Here is a 25052-nt window from a genome sequence, read left to right as displayed (position 1 = left end):
AAAACCAAGCACATTAGGCTTGGTTTTTTTGTTTATATTAAAATTATGATATTTACATACGTTCGGGCACATTAATCCCTAAAAGTAAAAAAGCATTTTTAATCGTGTTAGATACCAGTTTTGATAATTGCACTCTAAATATTTTTTCTTTTGTATTACCTGTTCCTAATATTTGTACATTCTGATAGAATGAATTAAAATCTTTAACCAAATCGTAAGTATAATTTGCAATCAATGCAGGACTGTGCTGTGAAGCTGCATTTTGTATTGCTTCTGGAAACAACTGCACTTGTTTGAGTAATGCTTTTTCTTTTGCATGCAACATAGTGGTCTCTGCTGTAGGACTAGACATTGCTTCCGTATCTAAAGCTGCTTTACGTAATATCGATTGTATTCTGGCATAAGTATATTGAATAAAAGGCCCTGTATTTCCATTAAAATCTATGGATTCCTTTGGATCGAATAAAATGCGTTTTTTAGGATCTACCTTTAAAATAAAATATTTTAAAGCTCCCAATCCAATCGTTTTGTATAGCTCTTGTTTTTCGGCATTGGAGTATCCATCTAGTTTCCCCAATTCTTCAGAAATGTCTCCGGCTGTTGTTGCCATTTCTACCAATAAATCATCTGCATCTACTACTGTACCTTCTCTACTCTTCATTTTACCTGAAGGTAAATCTACCATCCCATAACTTAAATGATACAAATTCTTAGCCCAATCGAATCCTAATTTTTTCAAAATAAGGAATAAGACTTTAAAATGATAATCTTGTTCATTTCCTACCGTATAAACCATTCCTCCTACATCTGGAAAATCTTTTATGCGCTGAATTGCAGTACCGATATCTTGTGTCATATAAACCGCAGTACCATCGCTACGTAGTACAATCTTCTCATCTAAGCCATCACTTGTAAGGTCACACCACACCGAGCCGTCTTCTTTTTTAAAGAACACTTTCGTTTTAAGGCCCTGATCTACAAATTCTTTTCCTAAAAGGTAGGTTTTACTTTCATGATATAAACAATCGAAATCGACGCCTAAATTTTTATAAGTAACGTCAAATCCATCGTAAACCCATTGATTCATCATTCCCCATAAGGCTACCGTTTCTTTATCTCCAGCTTCCCACTTAAGAAGCATCTTTTGAGCTTCAACCAAAATAGGTGCTTGTTTTTTAGCTTCCTCTTCTGTCTTTCCTTCTGAAACTAATACTGCTATTTCCTTTTTATATTCCTGATCAAATTTCACATAATAATTCCCAACCAGCTTATCTCCTTTTAAGCCTGTACTTTCTGGAGTTTCGTTCTTTCCATAACGTTTCCATGCCAGCATACTTTTACATATATGAATGCCGCGATCGTTAATAATCTGTGTTTTGTAGACTTTCTTTCCCGAAGCTTTTATAATTTCGGCAACACTATAACCTAATAAGTTGTTTCTAATGTGTCCAAGGTGCAATGGTTTATTTGTGTTTGGAGAAGAGTACTCCACCATTACGGCTTTATCCTCTTGCTTAGCTGAAACAAATCCAAAAGTATCTTCATTTTTTACCGAATTGAAAAAATTAATGTAAAACACATCCTTTATTTCGATGTTTAAAAAGCCTTTTACCACGTTAAAACCAGTAACAATAGCTACATGATCTACCAAATATTGTCCTATGGCTTCCCCTATTTGAACAGGGTTACCTTTTATAACACGTAACATAGGAAATACGACTATTGTGATATCTCCTGCAAATTCTTTACGAGTTGCTTGAAATTCTACTGTCGGTAATTCTGCATTATAAATTGTTTGTACTGCTTGTTTTACGTGATTTAATAAGATCGCTTGAAGGCTCATTTATATTGATTTTAGACCGACAAAGATAGTCTTTTTATTGTTTGTATATTATAGGTTTTTTGATGAAATAACAGCCTTGAACTAAAAAAACCTTTGCGGTAAAGCTAGCTTTTAAAAATTCCGTTAGTTATAGATTTAAGTCATTTAATAAGCTGATTTAGTCTTATTTTCGATATTAATAGTCCATAAAAAAAGGCAGCAATTTATATCACCACCTTTTATAATTCTGCAACGCTACTCTAGAACGTCACCAAATGTAATACAAGCTATTCTTCTTTTGGTAAAAACACTTCTGCCATCATACATCGTGCGCTTCCTCCCCCACATGCTTCAATAGTATCTAAAGAACTCGAAAGTATTTTGCAGTGTTTTTCTATAATTTTTATTTGCGCTTGAGATAACGAATCATAGGCTGCCTGGCTCATAATTAAATATAACTCATCATCTGCGCCTTTAACCTGCAACATATTCCCTGCAAAGTTAACAACCTGATCTTCTGTAATTCTTATAACTTCTTTACCGTCTTCTGTTAAGTTTTTTACAATCTGTTTACGTTCTTTTTTATCATCGATACAATCCAAACAAATCACAGAAAAGGTCTCTCCTAAACACATCATTACATTCGTATGATAAATAGCTTTACGTTTCCCATCTACCGTTTGGTTTGCATTAAAAACGACTGGAGTGAACTCAAAATCTTCACAAAACTCTATAAATAAATCTTCATCTGCACGCGGCGATAAAGCACAATATGCTTTTCTATTTTTACGATCTAATAACAGACTTCCTGTTCCTTCTAAAAAAATATCTTCTGCTTCAGCCGATGTATAATCGATTATATTTTCAATCTTAAACCCTTCCTTCTCTAATACTTCTAACACATCTTCTCGACGTTCTAAACGGCGGTTTTCGGCAAACATAGGGTACAAACCTACATTCCCATTTTCATGAAAAGAAACCCAATTATTTGGAAAGATAGAATCTGGTGTATCATGTGCTTTGGTATCGTTTACAACGATTACATTAATACCCACTCCTCTTAATTTTTCTACATAAGCATCAAATTCTTGTTGTGCTTTTACATTAACCGTTTCTGGTAGTAGATTATCTATTACTTTTTGATAGTAATTATTTACAGCGGTCTGTTCATTCATCCTAAAGTTTATTGGACGAATCATTAATATAGTATTTGTCGTTTGTTGCATAATCTCTATTTAAAATACAAAAATAGAGACTATGCTCCATATATTGTCTCTTTTTTTCAAAGGGTTTCTCTTTTTTTTAAGCACCTAAATAAAATCCAATCAAAAACAAGACTTCGTTTTAACACTGTTTCTAATACTATTTGCACATTAAAACATCTGGTCGCCTGTTTACTTTTATTAATTAAAAAATAAATCAATTTTGTAAAAGACCTTGACAGTTAATACGTTTTTAATTTATTTCCATTTAATATTACAACCTATACTTGGTTTTTGTATCTCTAGAGGTAATTTATTTTCTAAAACAGCATCTAATGCACTTCGAATATCTGCTCCTGTTAATGGCATCTCATTTCCAGGTCTTGAATTATCCAATTGGCCATGATATGTCGCTTTTAAATGCGCATCGAACACATAAAAATCTGGAGTACATGCAGCATCATAAGCTTTCGCTACTTCCTGAGTTTCATCATACAAATAAGGGAAGGGATATTCCAAACGCTCTGCTATTTCCTGCATTAATTCTGGACTATCTTGAGGGTAATTATCTACATCGTTACTACTAATAGCTACAAACTCTATTCCTTTTTCTCTATAATGATTTGCTAAATTCACCAACTCTGTGTTTACATGAACTACAAAAGGGCAGTGATTACATATAAACATAATAACAGTTCCTTTTGCGCCTTTTAATTCCTGAAGCGACAACGTTTTTCCTGAAATAGTATCAGGCAGCTTAAACTCTGGTGCATTCGTACCTATTGGAAACGGATTCGATGGTGTTAATGCCATAATCGTAATATTTTAAAGTAAAAATAATAAAAGGCTACTTATAGAAGAAGGTATAAAATTTAAAAAAGATTCTAAAGATAGAAATTGTCTAGCTTAATATTTTATAATTTCGAATTCACTTCTTCTATTAAGTTGGTGTTCTTCTTCTGTACAATTATTTAATGGACACGGAATGATTGGTTTCAATTCTCCAAAGCCTTTAAACTGTAATCGTCTAGCGTTAATATAACCTTCTAAAGCAATATAATTTCGTGTTGATTCTGCACGTCGTTCAGACAATATCTGATTGTAACGTACAGTCCCTCTACCGTCTGTATGTGAATTAATTTTAAGATGAACATTAGGGAAACGTTCCAATTTCTCAACTAATTTATCTAAAACCAATTTAGAATCTGCTCTAATATCCCACATATTAAAATCGAAATAAATAGGTTCTAACTCAAAAAAGAGCTTTCCATCTTTTTCGATAACTGGAGGGCCATTTGTATCTGTAAGTAACTCAAATTTATCTGGATCCTCTTCTTTTAGGTTTTTATCTATATTTTTTTCTGCAATAATCAAATCGATAGGATCTGGCGCTGGTATTTTCTTTAAATAGATCACATGTTTTTGATCGTCTTCTTCTAGTACATTCAAACTAATCTCTTGCGTGATATACGCCTCATGTTCGGCTTTAAAAGTATAACTACCAGCTAATAAATTGGTATTAAAAAAGGCATCGCCAGTTAAAATATTCTCATAGTTTATTTCGTTATTAGAAGAAACAAGCAATACGCTAGAATTGGGAATAAATGCTTTGGTATCTTCATCTCTAACCTCAAATATATTATTATATTCCCTAATAAAAATAGCCCCTTCTTGTTTAAACTTATAAATATCGTCATTCCCTTGCTTTCTATTAGAGGCAAAAAAACCTTCTTCTTTATTAAAATAATTTAAATTAAAATCATCGTAACTCGAATTAATAGGAGCTCCCAAGTTTACAGGTATACTAAAAGTATCGTCAATTAATTCTGACACAAAAACATCTAACATTCCAAGTCCTAAGTGACCATTAGATGAAAAAAACAGATGCCCTTCCTCTGATATAAAAGGAAAATGTTCTCTGTTTACTGTATTTATTGTTTCCCCTAAGTTTATTGGTTTACCATAGCCATAGGGTTTTATCTCTACATAGTATAAATCGAATCCTCCGATTCCCCCTTTTTGATTGGAAGAAAAATAAAGTTTAGTTCCATCTGGACTTAGCGCGGGATGTTGATATGAATACGCATTTTTGTTGAATGACAGTTTTCTTAATTTAGACCAGCTTCCACCTTTCTTAACGGCCTTATATAAATGGATGTTATTGTTGGAGTGCCCATCAAATTTCTTTTTTCCATTTGTATAATTACTCTTCGAAATATAAAGTGTATTCCCATCTTTGGAAAAGCAGAAATTTCCTTCATGTAATTTAGAGTTTATTTCTTTTGGTAAAGACTTAACTGCTCCTACCGCGTCTAATTCATCAGTTACTTTAACAGCATATATATCTAAAAACGGTTGGTGTGTCCATTTGTATTTTTTCCAGAATAACTTATTATCTTTTCGATCTGACGTAAAATAAACGCTATCATTCCATTTAACCGCTCCAAATTCTGAAGCTTCTGAATTGAAATTGACTGTAGAGACTTCATAATCGGGCTCTCTTAATTTAAATTCTTCAATGACTGTAATTGCATTGTCTTTATTAAAGCCATCTCCTAATCGGTCTTTATACAATTTAAAATAGTCTAAACTCGCTTCATAATCTCCTAAAGCTGATAGTGCTTGATATAATTTAAAATTATACTCATTATCATACGTTTTATTCTTTTCAGGAAATCTCCCGTGGACTAATAATTTTAAATAACGAGCGGCTTTTTGATATTGAAAGGTATTAAAATAAGAAACACTTATACGCTCTAAGATAGGCTTAGTAATTTGCTTTGCGATTTCTTTTTCGTAGTAGTTGGCAGCTTGTATGTAATCTTCTTTTTCAAAAAAACGATCTGCTCTAGTTTTTTTTTGTCCAAAAGACAGTTGTATACAAAATACTAAAGTGGTAATAATTAAAATTCTTTTTCTCATACTAATAGAATCTTGGAGATGAATAAGTTTTGCTTAATCCTAATAAGTCGAATTTGTATAACAATATAAATTCATGACTACCATCATTAAAATCATTTAAAGCACTTGTATTAAAATCATAAGCATATCCTATTTTAAGATTAGGAGTAACATTAAATCCTGCTAAAGCAGAGATGGCATCTTGATATCTATAAGCGACTCCTAATTCAAAGGTTTCATTATACAAGCCATTTAAAGAAATATCGAAAGATAAAGGCACTCCAGAAACGTGTTTAACTACAGCAGATGGTTTTATCTTTAGGTTATCTGTGGCATCAAAAACATAACCTCCAATTAAAAACAAATGTGGTTTATTTTTATATAAAGGTTCATTATCTAAATCTATTGTACTGGGGACTAGGTTTGGAGATGATAATCCTACATAATAATGTTCTTTAAAAACATACACTCCTGTTCCAAAATTAAATGTTGTTTTTTTTCTATTTACAAAATCTAAGTCAGTACTTACATTTGTATTAGAGAAATCAAAATTTAGCGCATCTATTCCTGCCTTAACTCCAAATGAAACATTTAAATCGTTTGCTAATGTTATCTTATATGCAACATCGATATTAAATACATTTTGATTTAGTACATCGCCTATTTTATCATTCAAATAATTAACACTTAATTCTATTTTATCATTCAATGGAATGTGTGCAAAAACATTTGTTGTTTTTGGAGCTCCTTCAATACCTACCCATTGTGATCTGTATAAACTACCGACCTGTATTAGAGCGGGTTCGTTAATCATATATGCAGGATTTACAATACTCATGTTATACATATATTGAGTGTATTGCGGCTCTTGCTGTGCATATGCAGATACATTGCCTATTAATAGTATTATAAAGAGTTTTAGTCTGACCTGTAAATTCATGTTATTTATCTTTGACTGCTGAGTTCTTTCACCAATAGCTTTACGCTAGAAAACTTAAACTCAAGCCTTTATTTGTATGGTAATTACCTGTTTAAATAAAAATTATCTTGAAATGGCGCTGTTGTTCCATCTTTAGGATCGAAAACATAAAAATAAACGCCAGAAGGAAGTTCGTTTCCAACGGATAAGGATTGATTAGAAGTCCCATCAAAAAGCGGTGTGCTGTTATTCCCTACAAACACTTTAGTTCCGTATCTATTAAAAATGATTATTTCGAAATTTGGAAAAACTTCTGGGAGATTGCATAAATCTAAAACATCATTCTCATTATCATTATTTGCAGAAACACCATCACTTATGCAATCTTCACAATTATTTGCACCAAAGGGTATTAATGTAATTGTACTAGCTACTCTTGTAGATTCACAATCATTATCACCTATAGCTGCAACATAATAATCTTCATTATTTGCCAAAACCGTATTCAAAGACAAAATTTCTGTTGAATCTTCAGAGGCATACCAATTGTAATCAACAGCATTCATCACTTCAATATCTGATAATGTTGCGCCTTGCCCTATGCAAAAAGTATGATCTTCTACACTTGGAGATAAGGTACTTATTATAGTTATTGTAATTTGTGATGTTGTCATATCACAAACAGGACTCTCTTGAACTTGATATTGAAAATTATACACCCCTGTAGCTAATAATGAGACATCTAAGATGTTATCAACTAACGCATTTGTATTACTTAAATCTAAAAACTGTCCGCCTGTATTTGCAAAAGCATCCAAAAGCTCGATCAGATTTTGAGAATAATTCCCTAAACATAATACTTCTTGAACATTGTCGCCTGAATTAGCTTGTTGAAACACCGCTATAGAAACTGTAGCTTGATCGCCTGAACAGATTACAATATTGGAATCCATATTTGAAACATTATCGGGGACACTGTACACATAGTTCCCTGCATCAAATGTTTCTGGATTAAACATTACAGTATTACTTGTAGAAGCAAAACCATTAGGTCCAGTCCAGGTTCCATTAGGATTGGGACTACCTGCTAAAAGATCGTATAAATTAAATATAGTATCGTTATTACAAACTTGAATAGCATTCCCTATACCAGCCTCATAAGATTCATATACTGTAAAGGTTAAATTAGCATCGTCTACACAACTATTCGCTGTTGTTGTACTATAGTTAAAATTAAATGTTTGTGATCCGTTTATTTCAGGTAATATAAAAGGATTAGTAATAGTTGCTCCTGTAGTAATATCGGTCCATACTCCAAACCCTCCTTGATAAATAGGGTCATCTATTCCGTTTGTAGTTAATAAAGATATTAGATTTATTGAAGGCCCTATTTCTGATTCACAAAACTCTAAGGTATCTGTATTTTCCCCAGCATAATTTTTAGGGTGTATAATAATAGTTACTTGCCCTGATTCTGCTTGACAAGGGTGGTTCTCATTTTCAGAAGAACTACATCCGTCTGGAGTGTCAAAAATAACCTCCGGTTGAGAAACACTACAGTTATATTCAGGAAGCACTGTATATTCAAAAACGTAAGTTCCAGCTTGAGCATTAGTTAAATTTGATAAATTAATAGTTCCTAAAGAAGTATAACTTGGGTTAGGGTTACATAAGTCTCCTGAATTACTTACTAATTCTAAATCTGACAAGCCAGAAACAAGAGTCCAATTTGTACAAGAATTATTAGGATAATCGTATAAAACGCCATTTTCTGTAGTAAAATCCAATAAATCGTATAAGTTTAAGGTAGATAAACTTTCATCGCCAACACAAAACTCTGATAACATTGCATTTTGCTGGAAAGCTCTTAAACTTTCAAAAAACGTAAAACTTACAGTACTTGTTTTATCGCTACAAACTGTTGATCTACTTTCTACAAAATAAACATAATCATAAGTTTGACATCCAAACCTAGGGTTCGTTTGATATAAATTATCATAAACGGCACCTAAATCGACAACAGAATCTCCAGGATTAGAGATTTGACCTGTTTGATCTTGTTCAAAAAGCCAAACTCCTTCTATGTCTTCACCTACTAAAAAGTCATCATCTCTTAGGTTAACAGCATCGAAATCTCCTGCTATTAATTCTGTTTCACAAATATTAAGTGCGTTTCCAGATCCGGATCTTACTTCTCTAACCACAGAAACTTTAACTCTTGTTTCTTGTGCTACGGAACAAGGCGTAATACCTGGAACGGTATAAATAAGCTCAAATGTTTCTTGGTCTACTAAAGGAATCCCTGGCTGGTATGGTACATCGACATTTAAGAATCTATTCCCATCAATTCCTAAAAAATTAGGGCTTGTCCCTTCATAAGACCAAACGCCATTTAAATGTGGGCTTGGTGTAGATAATAATACTTGATACAGGTCGTAATTAGCAATCGATCCACAAGGATCGTCTCCGGAGTCACAAATTTCTACATTAACTGCATTTGTACTTATAGTGGGAATTGCAATTCCCGAAAATGGACCAAGAATAAGGTTAATGGTTACAGCTGGAGTCGCTCCACAACTAGTATTAGTTAATATAAATTGGTAATCTGTTAATGCTTCCGATGCATTATCTAAATCCCACAGCGACAAATCGCCTGTAAGTGGATTCAACGCAAAATTAAACCCTGGATCAAACCAGGTTCCTACTTGTAATATATTTCCTGTGGCATTGGTATACTCATCATACAGGTTAATAATCCCATCAGGAGTGGTATCATTATTAAAATCTATTTGTGACATATCACAAATAGTAATTGTCTCTACTAAATTACATTGCGCATTACTATAAAAAGGAAATACTATTAACAGTAGAATTAGGGTTCTAAATAAATTTTTCAAAATCAAATGGTATATAGCTTGCGCAAATATAGACATTCCTTTAACAAATACAAGTGATACTGTTGATTCTATGGTGTTGTATTTGAAACCTGTAATAGTTTTCCGTTATAATACTTATGCCCGTTTAATGAAAAATTCGAAATATATTCTGCCATCTCTAATGCTGTTATTGGGGCTTGATACCCAGGAAAAGCCTCCTCAAGCATTTCTGTTTGTACCGCCCCTAATGCTAGCACATTAAAAGCAATTCCTGATGCTTTATACTCTTCGGCTAACAATTCTGTTAAAGTAATAATTGCACCTTTACTGGAACTATAAGATGATAATCCAGGAAATTTCATACTCCCTTGCACACCGCCCATAGAACTTATGGTTACAACATGGCTAGCCTTATTAAAAAAAGGAAGTAAGACTCTTATCATTTCTGCGACCCCAAAAACATTAGTCTTATATACTGTTTCAAAATCTTGCATTGTTGTTTCTGAAAAAGGTTTATTTAATAAGGTCCCTGCGTTGTTGATTAAAACATCAACATGTCCCCACTCTTTTTCAACAAATTGTGTTACGTTCTCATAATCTTTAGTGTTAGATAAATCGAAAGCAAAAGCATATACATTTTTAAGGTTTAAAGCTTCTATTTTCGCCTTATTTCGGGATAGCGCTAATACCTTGTGTCCTTGGCCAGCTAGCAATTGGACTAATTCAAAGCCAATACCTCTGCTTGTTCCCGTTATTACAATATTCTTAGTCATACATCTTAATTTCTCGCGTTGGAGTATTCGTCATTTTTTTAATTGCAGGAATAAGCTTACTTATTACGCTTGCCATATGCTCATAATCTAACTTATCAATCTCATCGTCAACATGGTGATAATACACATAATCATCTGATGTTGAAATTGTTTGTGCTGGCACATTAAACTCTAAATAAAAAGGATAATTGTCTGATCGCTTAAAAAGTTGATAAGTCTCTGCCATTTCATAAAACCCTATAAACTTTGGATCTTTTGTATAATCGTTTAATTTCTCTGACATATTAGACAATTTATGCCCCGTGATATAAGCTTGAAAATCTTTATCTACCATAGGTACGCCTAACATTTCGATATTAAACATTGTATACAAATTCAGGTCTTCGGATTTTAATTTTTTCGCCAAATGTTTAGAGCCCAGCAAGCCCATCTCTTCAGCTGAAAACAGCACAAACATTAAGCTACGTTTATTATTTTTATTTGCCGCAAAATATTTTGCTATTGCTAATACCGCACTTGTTCCCGCAGCATTATCATTAGCACCATTTGCTATTGAATCATTATCAACCGCTTTAGCGTGACCAATATGGTCATAATGCGCTCCAATAATAACAACTTCATTTTTTAACTTTGAATCATTCCCTTCAATGTAACCGACTACATTAAAAGCATCTAAATCTCTTGCTTTAAAGGGGTCACGATAAGTTTCAAAATAAGGTTTTATTCCAAAAGATTTAAATTGTTCTTCTATATATGTTGCAGATTTTTCTATTCCTTGAGAACCTGTTTCTCGCCCTTTTAACTCGTTTGAGGCTAAAAATGCAACTGTTGTTTTTACCTCTAAGGCTGTTAGCGTTACCTCTTTTGACTTTTCAGAACCTTTATTATTAGACGTTTTACATCCAAAAAAGGCTAATGCGATACCTAATACAATTATTTTTTTCATATCTGTTATTATTTTATCCCCTAAAGCAAGGTTCCGTTTATATTTATTTTTTAAAGATAAAATCCCAAGTCAACGAATTGGCTTGGGATTTTTTATAGATTATTATATCTAATTTCATTAGACTAACATTGTTACTGGGTTCTCAATGTATCCTTTCAAGGTTTGCAAAAACTGTGCTCCAGTTGCGCCATCAACTGTTCTATGATCGCAAGCTAAAGTTAATTTCATTGTATTACCTGCAACAACCTGTCCGTTTTTCACTACTGGTTTTTCTACGATTGCACCCACTGATAAAATAGCCGAATTAGGCTGGTTTATAATCGAAGTAAAGCTTTCAATACCAAACATTCCTAAGTTAGAAATCGTAAATGTACTGCCTTCCATTTCTTGAGGGCTTAACTTTTTACTTCTAGATCTCACTGCAAAATCTTTAACAGCTGCTCCAATTTGTGGCAATGTTTGCTCATTTGCAAATTTAACAACAGGAACAACCAAACCATCTTCTACAGCCACAGCTACTCCTATATGCACATGGTTATTTAATTTCATTTTATCTGCCATCCATTGTGAATTAACTTGTGGATGTTGACGTAATGCTAAAGCACATGCTTTAACAATCATATCGTTATACGATATTTTGGTATCTGGTATCGAATTGTATTGTGTTCGGAAAGCTATAGCGTTTTCCATATCGAACTCTACATTCAAATAGTAATGAGGTGCTGTAAATTTAGATTCGGCCAAACGTTTAGCTATTACTTTACGCATTTGCGAATGCTTCACTTCATCAAAATTTTCTTGACCCGATGCTACAAATTTAGCAACCGGTACAACAGATTGACCTGCTGTAGGAACATATCCTTCTATATCACGCTTAATAATTCGCCCATTTTCACCAGAACCTTTAACTTGAGCAAGGTTTATCCCTTTTTCCTCCGCCATTTTTTTAGCTAAAGGCGACACAAATATACGCCCACTAGAGGCATTTGTTGTATCTGGAACATCCACTACTTCTGTACTTACAGGTACTGTTTCCGACACTTTTAAATCTGCTTTAGGGGCTTCCGTTTTTAAATCAGTAGTACCTCCTATTTTGAAGTTTTTAGCAACTGCAGAAACATCGGTTCCTTTAGGGCCTATAATTGCTAAAAGCGCATCTACCTTTGCTGAATCTCCGGCTTCTAATCCTATATGTAATAATGTCCCTGCATTAAAAGATTCAAACTCCATTGTTGCTTTATCGGTTTCGATTTCAGCAAGAATATCTCCTTCTTCAACAGTTTCACCTACTTTTTTTAGCCAAGTTGCGACAGTACCTTCTTCCATTGTATCACTTAATCTTGGCATAGTGATTACAATTACTCCTTCAGGAAGCGCTGTCGTTTCTTGAGTAGGCGTGTTCACCTCATCTTTTTCTTGTGTTTCTATTGTTTCTTCTTTAACAGAATCGCCACTCAATAGTTTAGAAATATCTTCTCCTTCTGCACCTATAATTGCTAAAAGTGTATCTACTTTAGCAGTATCCCCTTCTTCTACACCTATATGAAGTAAAACGCCTTCATTGAAAGACTCAAACTCCATCGTTGCTTTGTCTGTTTCAATTTCGGCTAAAATATCCCCTTCTTCTACTTTGTCTCCTACTTTCTTTAACCAAGAGGCAACGGTTCCTTCTTCCATCGTGTCACTTAGACGCGGCATGTTAATTACTGTAGCCATAATTTATATTTTATGCTGAATGAATGGGTAATCTTCTTGTTCATAGACAGCATCATACATTACATTTTTATCTGGGTAAGGCGATTCTTCTGCAAATTTTTCACATTCTGAAACAAGATCCTTAACACGCTTATCTATTTCTTTAATCTCTTTTTCTGTAGCATATTTCTCCTCAAGTATAACATCTTTTACTTGTTTAATAGGATCAATTTTCTTGTATTCCTCTACTTCTTCTTTGGTTCTGTAATGCTGCGCATCACTCATTGAATGCCCCCTATATCGGTATGTTTTAACCTCCAAAAATGTTGGGCCATCGCCACGGCGTGCTCTAGAAATAGCTTCATCAAACGCTTCAGCTACTTTTATAGGATTCATCCCGTCAACAGGTCCAGAAGGCATTTCATACCCTCTTCCTAGTTTCCATATATCTGTATGATTTGCTGTACGTTCTACCGATGTTCCCATTGCATACCCATTGTTTTCACAAACAAAAACCACAGGTAATTTCCATAACATTGCTAGATTAAATGTCTCATGAAGCGACCCTTGTCTTGCCGCACCATCACCAAAGCAACATATTGTTACTGCATCTTGATCGTGATATTTATCACCAAAGGCTATCCCTGCTCCTAGCGGTATTTGACCTCCAACGATACCATGTCCTCCATAAAAGCGATGTTCTTTAGAGAAAATATGCATAGAACCTCCTAATCCTTTAGATGTCCCTGTTGCTTTTCCGTATAATTCTGCCATTACGCGCTTAGGATCGACTCCCATTCCAATGGGTTGTACGTGATTCCTATACGCAGTTATCATTTTATCTTTAGTCAAATCCATAGCATGCAAAGCTCCTGCTAACACTGCTTCTTGACCATTGTATAAGTGAAGAAATCCTCTTACTTTTTGTTGAATATATACTGCAGCAAGCTTGTCTTCAAACTTTCTCCAGAACAACATATCTTCATACCATTTAAGGTAAGTCTCTTTTGTGATTTTTTGCATTGGTAACGTTTTCTTTAAAAATAAACGAATAACAAAAGTAACACTTTAGTTAGTAATGAAAAAACTGTTATTCGTAAAATTTTAGAAGATTCCTCTTCATTATTTCAAAATATTATAGTGCTGATTTATCAAAAACCAGCGGTAACAAATTTGCTAACGAGTTCGATTTGGCTACTGTTCCTGTTTCTCCCATAAAATAAATCTCTATAGATTCCTCTTGTTTTATCTCGTATTCGGCTATTGCTTGCCTACAAGCGCCACATGGAGGAATTGGCGCTGTTGTTTTTTGATTTTGAGAAGCTGCAGTTATAGCCATTTTAATAATTTGAGCTTTAGGGTAAGTTGCACCCGCATAATAAATAGCTGTTCTTTCTGCGCATAAGCCTGATGGGTAAGACGCGTTCTCTTGATTACTCCCCAAAATCACTTCTCCATTATCTAACAATAAAGCTGCTCCTACATTAAACTTGGAGTAAGGTGCGTATGCTTTATTTCTAGCTTCTACCGCTTTCTTCATTAAATCTCTTACACTTTCTGATAGTTCTCCTATGGAATCATAGACATATAATGTAGATTCTATTTTTACTTCCTTCATAAATCGTTATACCTAATATTTTCTAATACTAATTTAGACAAAAAAACTATTGCTTATCGCAATAGTTTTTAATATTCTTAAAATATTGTGCTTTTAATATTCTGAATACTCTCCTGCCCCTAAGTTAAATGTTAAAGAAAAGCGCAATGTATTTTCCAATGGGCTTTGCACATTAGATGACGAGAATAAATAAGACAAATCAACATTTATCACATTATATTTAAACCCAGCTCCTAAAGCAAAAAATTTACGTGCTCCTTTACTTTCATTTTCATTAAAATACCCTGCTCTAAAAGCAAAAGAATCTTGGTATAAGTACTCTGCGCCTAAGGCATAAGTAAATTCTTTCAACTCTTCGCTAAAACCACCAGGAGCATCTCCAAAGGATTGAAAAACTCCAGAAATAAAACTGACATCAGGATCTTGTCCTTCTATTATTACATCATTATTTACTGTCGCACCTAATTCGTCAACATCTTCATCATAAACGCCATTTCCATTATTATCTACAAATTCCACTTCCGTCCCATATTTTGGAGGTGTAGGTACTAATAATTTAGAAACTTCTGCAGTAACTGCCACTTTATTATATTGATCAAAAATAAAATCAAATCCTGCTCCTATTCGCAAATTAGTAGGTTGAAAATTATCTTCACCGCCTTCATCATACTTAAATTTAGGCCCTAGATTTTGTATTGCAAATCCTGCTCTCCAACGCCCATTAAAATCATTATAAGCTTCTTCCTCACTTTGATAATACCCATTAATATCCACGCCAAAAGTACTCGCTGCACTGATATCTTGATTATCAATATTTAGTTTTAAATCTGAACGTAAGTACCGCATTGCAACCGACATTCCAAACTGATCACTCAACCGCAATGCATAAGAAACATCTAATGCCAGTTCATTGGGTTTTTGGATTAATGGTTCTGAATTTGCCGATTCAACAAATTCAATTTCACCTAAACTAAAATAAGTCAAACTTGCTCCAAAAGCACTTTGCTCATTTAATCTATTAAAATAAGACAAATATCCAATACCGATGTCATTAACTAATTTACTTAAATAAGGCGTATAACTTAAAGACACCCCTGCTTTTGAGGTCGCAAATACATTTTTAGATGAATTCCATTTTTGAGCAAAAGCATCTGGAGAAGTAGCAACTCCCATATCTCCCATTCCTGCAGATCTTGCGTCTGGGGCTATCAATAAAAACGGCATCCCTGTAGTTATCACTCTACTATCCTGATTATTAGGTATTATAGTAGTAGGGGTGGCTTGTGCACTCATTTTTAACACAATAAGTAGCACTATAGCTAATATGATATTATTCTTCATAGATTCATTTTATTTTACAAATATAATTTTTTATTAAAGGATTACAAGTTTCTCAATTTTTTCCACAGTTTTGTTTGTCACACTCGAATGCACTGTTAGCTTATAGACATATGTTCCTTTCCCTATTTTATCACCATAATCATCTCTACCGTCCCATATAATATCCCTAGAGGTTGAACTAAAATCCCCACCTCGAGCCCCAACACTCTGTCCGTTTAAGGTTCTAACTAATTTCCCTGACACTGTAAATATTTGTACAGAAATATCTAAAATCTCCGAGCTATTATGGTTAAACCAAAACTCTGTATAATTAACAAAAGGATTCGGATAATTCAATACATTATCTATTACCAAGTGCTCATTCTCATTAAAAACTACAAACTGTAACTCAGCTGTTGAAGAATTATTATATACATCCCAAGCTTTTACTGTTAAAGTATGTAGCCCTGGCTCTAAATCTCTAAAAGGAAAACTAAGACTTCCTCTAGTATAATCGTCTATTTCTGTAGAATAATAATTATTCAACACAAAGGGATTTACTTCATCTCCATCTAAAATAGCAACAATATCATGCCCTATACCGCTAGCCGTATTGATTCCATTTTCATCTTGAAGCTTAACCAACAAATTTGGAGATTCATTGGTCACTCCTCCAGGCGCAAAATTTTCATCGTTCATAAATAAATTAATAATTGGCCCTATATTATCCTCTGGTGCGTTCTCATTCAGTCCACCAATTTGCAAGGTATTTATTGTAGCTCCTGTTTGATCTGATAATGGAATATCCCTTGAAGCATAAAAACTAGCTTTGCCATACCCAATAGGAATACCAATATCTCTTGGCACTACGAAATCAAATTCAAACTTCCCGTTTACTACAGAAGCTTGCCCTCTAAACACCACCACACCTAAAGTTTCATAATCTAAAATAATAGGACTCCCGCCAGATGTTACATTATCATTCCCTAAAGTTTGACGTTGTATTGGCTTATCATAAATAGTTGTTGTCACAACCCCATTATAATTTGACAATAAATTTCCTTCAAAATCTGTTACTTCTCCAGCTAATTTTGTATAACTCAAAGCTTCCAATACATCTGTAGATTCTGTAACTGGCACATCATTTACCTTTGTTAATCTTACATTTGGTTTCGGAAATGCCAATCGCATTGCTGGATCACCAATAAAAAACACCAAATACTTTTGACTTATTCCAGCAATGGCAGGATCATTTTTCGTTAAACGCAAAGCTTCAGCAATAGTTGGGTATTCATGATCACTATAAGCATCTGTATCGTTAAAAGAAAACAAGTAGCTTTCTAGTACTTTATTAAAGACAATCCCAACACTTACAAATACTTGACGTGTAGTTGTTATTAATGCAACTGCACCTCCATCATTATTCCAATACACTAACTCTCCTGCCGTCTCTTTCAATGGATTATCAAACTTAGTATATTCACATGTTACTGTTACAAAACAACTTAACCTAAATTCATTACGAAGTGCTAACACATCTGGTTTTTGAAAAAATCGTTCGGAAGCAAAACCATCCTCTCCTCCATGTCCAAAATAATTAACCACTAAAGCGCCATTTTCAACAGCATTTGATATTGCTGTTGTTACATCTGGATAACGGTCTCCTCCTGCCGAAGCCTGCTGTTGAAAAGCATCTGAATGAATTTTAACGACATTTATAAATGGCTTTTCTGCCGTTACTTCATCCCCAATCTGATCCGTAGTATTTTGCAAAGAACTCTCCCATGCTTCATCAACATCGTCTGAGATTACTACAAAATTATTCCTCCAACTACCAAAAGCTTCTCTAGAATAATAGGTTGCAACCTTATCTACCGCTTGTTTTGCCTTTAAAGGAGAATCTGCCAAAATTCGCCCAATAGCGATATCTAATTTGTCTGTTGCTTGTAAATTTCCTTCGGTATCATCCATCATTCCATAAAAATCATCGGAAACGAATGAATTTGTTAAATTAAAACTATTGTATGCATTCCATGTAGGTAAATTATAAGTATTTGAAGATATACGGCCTTTATAATCAAAAGAACTATCGCCAAATAAACATAAATATCGCACTCTCTTTTCTGGTGTACTAGCATTATCGTATACGTACTTAACAAAATTTCGAATTGCTGAAATATCCATATTACCGCTGCTAAACTCAGCATAAATAGATTCAACGGTCAAAACTTTTACATTTAAATTATTTTGCACCCTATTTATCGCTGCTAATCGTTTGGCTTGCGCGTAATGAGTAGAAGGCGTTACAATAAGGTAATCAATATCTTGAAAAACGCCTTGGCTATTTTGAAAAACAGTTCCTTTTATATTTTGATTACTTACAGTACTATTTATAGGTTCTAAAGGTTCATAAAAATCTGAACTAGTCACAGCTACAAATGTCTTAAGCTCTCCCAAAGAGGTTTTAAAGCTCATGGATGAAGCACCTCCATTTTCTATTTTTGTAATATTATTCAAATCTGTAATATTCCAAATTTGTGATACACTTGCTGTATTACTTACATTATATTGAGCAATTCCTGCCCCTCCAATTGTAGTTTCATTATTGAACTTAAACTGATTTCCAGCAAAAGCTAAATTCCGTGTTGCTTTAAGTGATATATAATCTAAATAGCCTACTGCACTAGGGTTTCCTAATTTATCATAATCTATTTTTAGTGTTACATTATCTGAAGCTGAATTAACAGTTCCAACAAAAGAGCCTTCAGAAGCAAGGTTAGGATCTAAAGCTGCAGGAATAAAAAAGGTCCCCACAAGCACGTTATTCAAGCGAACCTGCATATTAGAATTATTTGCTGATGTAGATGCTCCAATCACCTTAATATCAACGGGTATTGATGACACTAAATTAGGAAAATTAAACCCGAACGTTTTGCTCGTTTCAACATCAAATTCATCTCCAAACCAACGTCTTCCTACAAAAGCCAAACTCTTCTCATCTACTTCATGATATTGGTAATCTTGAAAAGTGTTAACAACCATATCTACAGAACCAGAAGCTTGTACCATAGGCTGTATGCGCTTCCCAGGCCCGTTTCCTACATTTATATAATAATAAACGGCATCTATATATGGATTTATATTTGTATTTATAGTTATATCATCAACATTCCCTTGTGGCCCTTCACCATAGAACAAAACATAATCCCCATCATTAAACACTCCATCGCTTTCTCCGACCACTGTTATAGCATTTTCAACAGGATCTAAAGGATAATTAATAGCATTGCTATATGGCAACATTTTCCCTCCATTTCCATAAATCCTTATACTTCGTGGATCCAATCCTTCAGTATTTATCCCTAATGCATCCAAATAAGACTTACTTAATTTAAAAACCCCAGATTTATCTATAGCGAACTTATACCATGATCCATTACGTAACACAGAATTAGAAATAGCCATTCGTTGAGTCTGTGAAGCTCTTGAACTTCTATTTGAAGTTTTATAATTAATAGTAAAAGACTCTACTTTTTTAAAAGTGCCTTTACCGTCTTTAATTATGGCAGACACCTTTAACATAGCATATAGCTTATGTCTCGCTTTTGAATTTTTTAAAGAATATTGAATTTCATTAGGAATTGTTTTAGTACTTATCCCTTCTAATTCTAAACTTGATATAGAACTATAAACGACATTACTTATAGCTATAGAACTTTCGTCGATTGGTGTATTCACTACCCACTGTTCTATATATTCTACCCCTTTATCAAGACTGTAATGACAATGTTCTTTAGGAGAGAAAACAGGTACCTTAAAAAGGTAACTTTCTGTAGCTATTGTCTGAGCATCCTCCCATATTAAATTAACCTTTTTTTGCTGAGAAAAAGCAATAGCACAGGTTAGCATTACAAATAATAAATTCTTTTTCATTAACATAAATAACGTAATTATTTAAGTGTTATTATCGGTTTTTATAAAATTATTTAAAAATCGGAGCAAAATTACGACAATAATTCTAATATAAAACAACTCACAACAGCCATAAAATCTTATATTTCACTTTTAATTAAACGACTAAAAACTGAAATGCTTCCCATTGTCTTACTTAGATAAGACACCATAGTCTTTTCAATTTTATAAAACAACGCATCCTAATTATGATGGTTCGCTTTTAAATCTGTGAAAACAATTCCTTTAACCGTATTTTATCTTTAAACTAAAATATACTTTTAAAATTCATTAAAAGTAGGAACTATGCATTTAAACCTGTTATTTTATTATTAATATCAAAGAAACTCACTAATACTTTTAATTTATTTCCTAATTATTTCATAAAATATTTCATAATTATGATACTAAATAATTCTAAAGAGCGTTATCCATTTTAAAGAACGATAAACCACGAAAAACATCGTTATAAAGCAGATAAACAGGATGAAATGCGATTTTTTTTGTTCAAATTTCTCAATTTAACCTTGCAGAGTTACGTATAATTGTTATATTGCAACTCCAAAAAACATAATTAGCTTACTTAAACGTATGAATATGAAAAAAGTAATTGTATCAAGGCTTATTCTAATTTTAGCGATTTCGCTAACCTTGGTAGGTTGTAAAAGATCTGGAGGTGGCTCCAACACATCAAGAGCAACTGGATGGCAAATTAATGCTCAAGAAGGGGGTTTTCAATACAACACCAAATTTAAAGAGCAAGAAACGGCTCCAGGACTAGTATTTGTTGAAGGCGGAACTTTCACTATGGGAAGGGTTCAAGATGATGTTATGCATGACTGGAACAATACTCCAAACCAACAACATGTTCAATCGTTTTATATGGACGAAACAGAAGTTACCAACAAAATGTATATGGAATATCTACATTGGATAAAAACTGTTTATCCACCAGAAGATGAAAACTTCAGAAAAATATATGATGGCGTTGTACCGGATACTTTAGTATGGAGAAATAGATTAGGCTATAATGAAGTTATGACCAATAACTACTTGCGCCACCCAGGTTATGGAGAATACCCTGTTGTTGGTGTAAGCTGGATTCAAGCTGTAGAATTTGCAAACTGGAGAACAGATCGATTTAATGAATTAAGTTTGCAAAAAGAAGGCTATTTAAAAGAAAACAGCCAATATGAAGCAACTGCCGATGCTAATTTTAGCACAGATACCTACATAAATACTCCAACACAAACTTATGGCGGTAATGAAGATATTTTAAGAGGTGGCAACTTAAGACCCCAAGTAGATGCTGATGGAAACGAAATAAATGTTTTTGCATCTAGACAAACAGGAATCATTTCTCCTAAATACAGACTTCCTACTGAAGCTGAATGGGAATATGCCGCTTTAGGTCTTTCTGAAATAAGAAGCTACAATACCTATAGAGGTAGAAAAAAATACCCTTGGAATGGACAATATACACGTTCAGGAAAACGTAAAGTTCGTGGAGATCAATTGGCAAACTTTAAGCAAGGAAAAGGAGATTATGGAGGTATCGCTGGATGGTCCGATGATAATGCCGATATTACAGCCCAAGTAAAAACTTACGCACCAAACTCTTTTGGTTTGTATGATATGGCTGGAAATGTTGCAGAATGGGTTGCCGATGTTTACCGTCCTATAGTAGATGATGACTTTAATGACTTTAATTACTACCGTGGAAATGTTTACACAAAAAACGCCATTAATGATGATGGTACAGTAAAGATTGTAACTACCGAAGATATCGTTTATGACACTTTAGCAAATGGAAAGGTAATTGCAAGAGATTTACCTGGTGAAATTGCTCAAGTTCCTGTAGATATGGATGAAACTTATTTAAGAACAAATTTTGATACTAGTGACAATAGAAACTTTAGAGATGGAGACAAACGTTCTTCACGTTATTACTCTGATAGTTTTGATGAAGAAGAAGGTGCTGAACAAAACCAATCTTCAACTAGAAAAATGTATAACTCTCCTAAACACTCTGTAGAGGTTGATTCAACAGGAAATATGATTAGAGAGTATGACAAATCTGATAAAAGAACCTCTCTTATTAATGATGAAGTACGTGTATATAAAGGAGGATCTTGGAAAGATAGAGAATACTGGTTAGACCCAGCGCAAAGACGTTATTACCCGCAGAATATCGCTACTGATTACATTGGCTTTAGATGTGCAATGTCTAGAGTAGGTTCTAAATCTAAAGGACATAACAAAACTAAAAACTAAGTTTAAATCATATAAATATTTAAAAGTCCTAACAATTAGTTAGGACTTTTTTTTATACATTTATTTTTTCAAACACAATTATTACCCGCTTTCAACACTTTAAAAGCCTTTACTAAACCACTAAAAACGATATGACAATTAAAGCATTACACGCGCTATTTTTACAATGTAATAACGCATCTACAGATACAAGGAAAGTACAAGCTGGTGATATGTTCTTTGCTTTAAAAGGAGAGAATTTTAACGGTAATTTGTTTGCAAATCAAGCGCTAAAAAAAGGCGCCAAATACGTGGTAGTAGATGACGAAAAACACCAATTATCTTCTCAAACCTTATTAGTTAAAGATGTATTACAAACACTTCAAGAATTGTCCGCATATCATCGTGAATACTTAGGTATACCGATACTAAGTTTAACAGGTAGTAATGGCAAAACAACAACCAAAGAACTAATTAACGCTACACTCTCTAAAAAATATAATACAACAGCTACCATTGGCAATTTGAACAACCATATTGGTGTACCACTCACCTTACTTTCTATGAATAAAAACACCGAAATAGGTATTATAGAAATGGGAGCAAATCATTTAAAAGAAATTGAATTCCTCTGTTCTATTGCGAAACCCGACTATGGCTACATCACAAACTTTGGGAAAGCCCATCTTGAAGGCTTTGGAGGAATAGATGGCGTAATAAAAGGAAAAACAGAACTTTATAGCTACCTCAAAACCAACAACAAAATTATTTTTATAAATAGCAATGATGAAAAACAATTAGCACATTCTAAAGGCGCAAAAACAATTACATTTGGCGAAACTTACACAAAAAATGATGTCGTTATAAATTTTATTCAAGCGCAACCTTTTGTAGAGGTGGCATTTAATGATCAAAATATCGAAAGTCAATTAATTGGTGAATATAATTTTAATAATATATCAGCTGCCATTTGTATCGCTAACTATTTTAAAGTAGAAGATTCCGCTATAAAAGCAGCAATAGAAGATTATATTCCAAACAACAATCGCTCTCAAGTTATAAAAAAAGCTTCACATAAAATTATTTTAGACGCTTATAACGCTAACCCTACAAGTATGCAAGCTGCTTTAAACAACTTTTCTAACCTTAAAAGCAAAGTCAAAATTGCTTTTCTAGGCGATATGTTCGAACTTGGAGACGCCGCTAAAAATGAACATCAAAATTTAGTAGAACTGGTTTCATCACTTAACATTGACACTGTGATTTTAATAGGAGAACACTTTAACAAGGTTACAATTAACGCCCCTAACATTCTAAAATACCAATCCTTTGAAGCTCTTAAATCTAATTTTAAAACGATTTCTATAAAGAATGCAACATTACTAATAAAAGGCTCCAGAGGCATGGCATTAGAACGTATTTTAGACCTACTTTAAACGCCCCATTTATTGTTATGATTTCAAAAAAGTCTTGAAAGCCTTCCAATACCCTTCTGTCCCTAATGTTGTATCCCATAGTGCTCTTGAGCCATGAATACCTTTTTCTATAGGCTTATAATGAGTTAGAACCCTACTATTTATTTGGCTTACCAAAACAGATAAAGCAGAGGTTTCGCTCATAGAAGCAGTTACAAATACAGGTTTATTGATACCTTTTATGCGTTCTTGAATATTCACCTCATTAAAATACTCACCAGGGCTAAAAGCGGCTACTTTATTTATTTTATCATTTTTAGTCGCTATTAAAAGTGCTAAAGAAGCAGAATAAGAGCTCCCTAACAAAAGAAAAGGTTTATTTCCATTTACTGAATACACGTAATCAATCGCTGCTTCAATATCTTGTTCTGCATCTAAAAAATCTGTTGGTTTATTTTTAGATTTAGCTAACTTGGCTGTTTCATTCGCAACATTATTAGCTATATTTCCCGAACGTTGATCTATTGCCATAACCGAATATCCCAACTTATTTAACCGTAAAGCCGTATCTATATATTCGCCTCGACTAAATCCTGCTTGATGACATAAAAGAATAGAAATAGGAACATCGTTAACCTTATAAACATCTGCAGTAATCATTATCCCATCTTTGGAAGGAAATTGTATCGTATTCTTTTCAGATAATTTTAAGTTTTGCGCTGTAATTTCAGCACTCTCAATTCCTTTTTTTTCTGAATAAACAACTTCATTACAAAACCAAAAGGTAGCAATAAATAGAGATAATAAAATAATTTTCATATAAATTTTAATTTTATTTTAAAGGTAGTTAATTAACAATAAAAACATGTTAAAAAACTACTAACTCTAGAATCCTAAAGCACACTCCATCATAGCATTATAACATCTTTAATGTAAGGAAATTATTCTAAAAACAATTACGTAAGATTAAATAGCACGTCTGTTTTTTAAATAAAAAAATCTTAAAGCTTTGTTAATGTCATTATCTAAAATGTATGAAGCATCACATACTAAAAGTTAAATTATCCTTATTTATTGTTAAAAAAAAAAATGTGTGAAATATTTTTACTAAGCCTTAAATAATTTTGTCTTATAAAAAATTTAATTATGAAAAGAACAAATAACAAAGACCTAATTGTTAGTCTAACGAAAAAAGTACTCTCCACCAAACGAAGGAGTCTGATAGAAATTTCATCTCACTTATTTAATAATCTAAACCCTTTATATAGCAAATAATTACGTTTACGTTGAACCCCTTAACATAAATTGCAATGCGCATTTTGGTTAAATTAAATCATTTAATTTAACCAATACAAGCAGCC

The 25052-nt window shown here is 33.3% G+C and carries 16 protein-coding genes; 2 read left to right on the top strand and 14 right to left on the bottom strand.

Annotation, left to right across the window (positions count from 1 at the left end; genetic code table 11):
- Nucleotides 1-52: 52 nt before the first annotated feature.
- From argS to porU, 13 genes are all read right to left on the bottom strand, one after another.
- The gene (argS, locus tag AC2D8I_RS09635) at nt 53-1843 is read right to left on the bottom strand and encodes an arginine--tRNA ligase (RefSeq protein ID WP_484705792.1); all 1791 of its coding nucleotides are present in this window, start codon (nt 1841-1843) and stop codon (nt 53-55) included.
- A 266-nt stretch (nt 1844-2109) separates the two neighbouring features.
- Nucleotides 2110-3048: a citrulline utilization hydrolase CtlX gene (gene ctlX, locus AC2D8I_RS09630; protein ID WP_484705791.1), complete on the bottom strand. Its 939-nt coding sequence runs from the start codon at nt 3046-3048 to the stop codon at nt 2110-2112.
- Nucleotides 3049-3282: 234 nt separating this feature from the next.
- Nucleotides 3283-3837 (bottom strand): thioredoxin family protein, encoded by a 555-nt coding sequence (locus AC2D8I_RS09625; RefSeq protein ID WP_484705790.1) that lies wholly within the window; start codon nt 3835-3837, stop codon nt 3283-3285.
- 93 nt (nt 3838-3930) lie between these two features.
- Nucleotides 3931-5946, bottom strand: coding sequence for an OmpA family protein (locus AC2D8I_RS09620; protein ID WP_484705789.1), 2016 nt, complete (start codon nt 5944-5946; stop codon nt 3931-3933).
- Between the two features lies 1 nt (nt 5947).
- Nucleotides 5948-6865 carry a PorP/SprF family type IX secretion system membrane protein gene (locus AC2D8I_RS09615; protein ID WP_484705788.1) on the bottom strand — a complete coding sequence of 306 codons (918 nt, stop codon included), beginning with the start codon at nt 6863-6865 and terminating at the stop codon, nt 5948-5950.
- An 83-nt stretch (nt 6866-6948) separates the two neighbouring features.
- Nucleotides 6949-9741, bottom strand: a complete 2793-nt coding sequence (locus AC2D8I_RS09610; RefSeq protein WP_484705787.1) for a T9SS type B sorting domain-containing protein — start codon at nt 9739-9741, stop codon at nt 6949-6951.
- Between the two features lie 68 nt (nt 9742-9809).
- Complete coding sequence (locus AC2D8I_RS09605) at nt 9810-10493, bottom strand: SDR family NAD(P)-dependent oxidoreductase (protein ID WP_484705786.1); 684 nt, start codon at nt 10491-10493, stop codon at nt 9810-9812.
- On the bottom strand, nt 10486-11439 hold the full coding sequence (locus AC2D8I_RS09600; protein WP_484705785.1) for a M28 family metallopeptidase: 954 nt from the start codon (nt 11437-11439) through the stop codon (nt 10486-10488). Before AC2D8I_RS09600 ends, AC2D8I_RS09605 begins: the two co-directional genes overlap by 8 nt.
- Nucleotides 11440-11556: 117 nt before the next feature.
- Nucleotides 11557-13155 (bottom strand): 2-oxo acid dehydrogenase subunit E2, encoded by a 1599-nt coding sequence (locus tag AC2D8I_RS09595; RefSeq protein ID WP_484705784.1) that lies wholly within the window; start codon nt 13153-13155, stop codon nt 11557-11559.
- A gap of 3 nt (nt 13156-13158) precedes the next feature.
- Nucleotides 13159-14157, bottom strand: a complete 999-nt coding sequence (pdhA, locus tag AC2D8I_RS09590; RefSeq protein ID WP_484705783.1) for a pyruvate dehydrogenase (acetyl-transferring) E1 component subunit alpha — start codon at nt 14155-14157, stop codon at nt 13159-13161.
- A gap of 112 nt (nt 14158-14269) precedes the next feature.
- Nucleotides 14270-14752 (bottom strand): cytidine deaminase, encoded by a 483-nt coding sequence (cdd, locus tag AC2D8I_RS09585; RefSeq protein WP_484705782.1) that lies wholly within the window; start codon nt 14750-14752, stop codon nt 14270-14272.
- Nucleotides 14753-14845: 93 nt separating this feature from the next.
- Complete coding sequence (gene porV, locus AC2D8I_RS09580) at nt 14846-16093, bottom strand: type IX secretion system outer membrane channel protein PorV (RefSeq protein ID WP_484705781.1); 1248 nt, start codon at nt 16091-16093, stop codon at nt 14846-14848.
- A 33-nt stretch (nt 16094-16126) separates the two neighbouring features.
- On the bottom strand, nt 16127-20005 hold the full coding sequence (porU, locus tag AC2D8I_RS09575) for a type IX secretion system sortase PorU (RefSeq protein ID WP_484705780.1): 3879 nt from the start codon (nt 20003-20005) through the stop codon (nt 16127-16129).
- A gap of 609 nt (nt 20006-20614) precedes the next feature.
- On the opposite strand from porU, the gene gldJ reads away from it, so the two are divergent.
- Nucleotides 20615-22297: a gliding motility lipoprotein GldJ gene (gene gldJ / locus AC2D8I_RS09570; RefSeq protein ID WP_484705779.1), complete on the top strand. Its 1683-nt coding sequence runs from the start codon at nt 20615-20617 to the stop codon at nt 22295-22297.
- Nucleotides 22298-22428: 131 nt separating this feature from the next.
- A complete protein-coding gene (locus AC2D8I_RS09565; RefSeq protein WP_484705778.1) occupies nt 22429-23712 on the top strand; it encodes a UDP-N-acetylmuramoyl-tripeptide--D-alanyl-D-alanine ligase in 1284 nt (427 codons plus the stop codon).
- A 15-nt stretch (nt 23713-23727) separates the two neighbouring features.
- Here the strand turns inward: AC2D8I_RS09565 and AC2D8I_RS09560 are convergent, their stop codons facing one another.
- Nucleotides 23728-24510, bottom strand: coding sequence for an alpha/beta hydrolase (locus AC2D8I_RS09560; protein ID WP_484705777.1), 783 nt, complete (start codon nt 24508-24510; stop codon nt 23728-23730).
- Between the last annotated feature and the right edge of the window lie 542 nt (nt 24511-25052).

The organism is Lacinutrix sp. YIN62, assembly GCF_057219185.1.
The sequence above is the reverse complement of the archived record's forward strand: the minus strand, read 5'-3'. Positions and strand labels throughout refer to the sequence as shown.

Bases quoted from the DNA above. Each gene is read 5' to 3' on its own strand.
- argS (WP_484705792.1), bottom strand. From the start codon at position 1,843: ATGAGCCTTCAAGCGATCTTATTAAATCACGTAAAACAAGCAGTACAA.
- ctlX (WP_484705791.1), bottom strand. From the start codon at position 3,048: ATGCAACAAACGACAAATACTATATTAATGATTCGTCCAATAAACTTT.
- AC2D8I_RS09625 (WP_484705790.1), bottom strand. From the start codon at position 3,837: ATGGCATTAACACCATCGAATCCGTTTCCAATAGGTACGAATGCACCA.
- AC2D8I_RS09620 (WP_484705789.1), bottom strand. From the start codon at position 5,946: ATGAGAAAAAGAATTTTAATTATTACCACTTTAGTATTTTGTATACAA.
- AC2D8I_RS09615 (WP_484705788.1), bottom strand. From the start codon at position 6,865: ATGAATTTACAGGTCAGACTAAAACTCTTTATAATACTATTAATAGGC.
- AC2D8I_RS09605 (WP_484705786.1), bottom strand. From the start codon at position 10,493: ATGACTAAGAATATTGTAATAACGGGAACAAGCAGAGGTATTGGCTTT.
- AC2D8I_RS09600 (WP_484705785.1), bottom strand. From the start codon at position 11,439: ATGAAAAAAATAATTGTATTAGGTATCGCATTAGCCTTTTTTGGATGT.
- AC2D8I_RS09595 (WP_484705784.1), bottom strand. From the start codon at position 13,155: ATGGCTACAGTAATTAACATGCCGCGTCTAAGTGACACGATGGAAGAA.
- pdhA (WP_484705783.1), bottom strand. From the start codon at position 14,157: ATGCAAAAAATCACAAAAGAGACTTACCTTAAATGGTATGAAGATATG.
- cdd (WP_484705782.1), bottom strand. From the start codon at position 14,752: ATGAAGGAAGTAAAAATAGAATCTACATTATATGTCTATGATTCCATA.
- porV (WP_484705781.1), bottom strand. From the start codon at position 16,093: ATGAAGAATAATATCATATTAGCTATAGTGCTACTTATTGTGTTAAAA.
- porU (WP_484705780.1), bottom strand. From the start codon at position 20,005: ATGAAAAAGAATTTATTATTTGTAATGCTAACCTGTGCTATTGCTTTT.
- gldJ (WP_484705779.1), top strand. From the start codon at position 20,615: ATGAATATGAAAAAAGTAATTGTATCAAGGCTTATTCTAATTTTAGCG.
- AC2D8I_RS09565 (WP_484705778.1), top strand. From the start codon at position 22,429: ATGACAATTAAAGCATTACACGCGCTATTTTTACAATGTAATAACGCA.
- AC2D8I_RS09560 (WP_484705777.1), bottom strand. From the start codon at position 24,510: ATGAAAATTATTTTATTATCTCTATTTATTGCTACCTTTTGGTTTTGT.